The 1,604-nt window shown below is 63.4% G+C and carries 2 protein-coding genes and 1 pseudogene; all 3 read right to left on the bottom strand.

The annotated features are described in order from the left end of the window. A partial coding sequence (locus tag MVC20_RS06965) for a GNAT family protein (protein WP_297539740.1) occupies positions 1-368 on the bottom strand: 368 nt, incomplete at its 3' end. Then, positions 365-1,159, bottom strand: a complete 795-nt coding sequence (gene trpC, locus MVC20_RS06960; RefSeq protein ID WP_297539738.1) for an indole-3-glycerol phosphate synthase TrpC — start codon at positions 1,157-1,159, stop codon at positions 365-367. The genes trpC and MVC20_RS06965, both read right to left, overlap by 4 nt. Next, a pseudogene (locus tag MVC20_RS06955) lies at positions 1,156-1,604 on the bottom strand (anthranilate phosphoribosyltransferase); the annotation flags it as partial. The gene trpC and the pseudogene MVC20_RS06955, both read right to left, overlap by 4 nt.

The following is a 1,604-nucleotide window of genomic DNA, read 5'->3' as shown; positions in this document are numbered from 1 at the left end:
AGGAGGTCTGTGCGGTGCACCCACAGGTGCGAAAAGGCGCGTTCAACGATCAATTCCATCAATGGCGAGGACAGACCTTTACCTCTTGCGTGCGGTGCGATTGCAATTCGGCCCAATCCTGCGGTTCGCAAACGGCGGTTGAGGCCGATTTGAAAGTGCCCGATCATGGTCTCGCCTTGAGTCACGGCCCAGACTTCTCGCTGCGGCGCCGTCCCGCGGTGTTGCTTGATCAGGTCGACGAATTCAGATCGTTTCAATGGCCAGGACAAGGCTGCGCCGGCCCATTGCAGCGCCTCGCGTTCAGTTTCAAACCAGGAAAACAGCGCGCGGATGTCGCGTTTGTCGAATTTCCGCAGCTCCAGCGTCATTGCGCTTCGCGCAGGGCGCGTACGTGTTGCTCACGGTCTGCGCGTTTCATCAGGCTCTCGCCAATCAGGAATCGCCGGGCCCCGACTTTGCGCAGACGGGCAATGTCGGCCGGCTCACTGATCCCGCTTTCAGAGACGAAGTCGCGATCGTTTGGAATGCGATCGGCCAGGCGCTCGCTGGTGGCAAGGTCGGTCTGCATGATCTTGAGGTCGCGATTATTGATACCGATCAGGGGCGAGGGCAGGGCAAGTGCACGCTCAATCTCGTCTGCGTCATGGGTTTCGATGAGGACATCCATGCCCAGGTCCCGCGCCGCCTGCGTCAGGTCGAGGGCGAGGGCGTCGTCCGTGCATGACAGGATCACCAGCACCGCATCGGCGCCGTGGGCCCGCGCTTCGGCAACCTGGATCGTGTCCACCATGAAGTCCTTGCGCAGCATGGGCAGCGAGACGGCGCCGCGAATGGCACCAAAATCTTCGAGGCTGCCGCCAAAGCTCGGGCCATCGGTGAGGACGGACAGGCAGGCCGCCCCGCCGCGCTCATATTCGGCAGCGATCTCGCGCGGGTCAGCCCCGGGCAGGATCTCGCCGGCACTCGGGCTCTTGCGCTTCATTTCGCAGATCAGGGCATTCTCGCCCGTTTCGGCGATCTCGCTCAGGCGGCGGCCGAAGCCACGTGGGGGCGGCATGGCCGCGGCGTCAGCCAGCAGGCTTTGCTCGGAGCGCGTCTGTTTCAGCTCCGCGACCTCGTCGCGCTTATAGGTGATGATGCGATCCAGCGCCGTGCTCATTGTGACAGGCCTTTCGAGGCAGCGGCGAGCGTCTTCAATGTCTCGGCTGCTTTGCCGGAATCGATCGCTTCGCCGGCTTGTTCAGCACCTGTTTTCAAATCTGCCGCGCGGCCGAGGACGTGCAGCCCAGCAGCGGCATTCAGGATGACCGCATCACGGAAAGGGCCGGGGCGACCGTCGAGCAAGTCGCGGATCGCCATGGCATTGTCCTCAGGCGGGCCACCCGCCAGGGCGCTCAGCCGATTGCGGCCGAGGCCGGCATCTTCCGGGACGACTGTAAGTTCGGAAAGCGCGCCATCCTTGACCTCGATGACGCGCGTTTCACCGGCGATCGACAATTCATCGATGACCGCACCATCAGAATCGACTCCATGCACCACCCAGGCGCGGGTGATGCCGAGGTCGCGCAAGGCTTCGGCCATCGGCTTCTGCCACCGCGCCTCAT

This window comes from Roseovarius sp. (assembly GCF_027019125.1).
Taxonomy (GTDB): Bacteria; Pseudomonadota; Alphaproteobacteria; order Rhodobacterales; family Rhodobacteraceae; genus Roseovarius.
The sequence above is the reverse complement of the archived record's forward strand: the minus strand, read 5'-3'. Positions and strand labels throughout refer to the sequence as shown.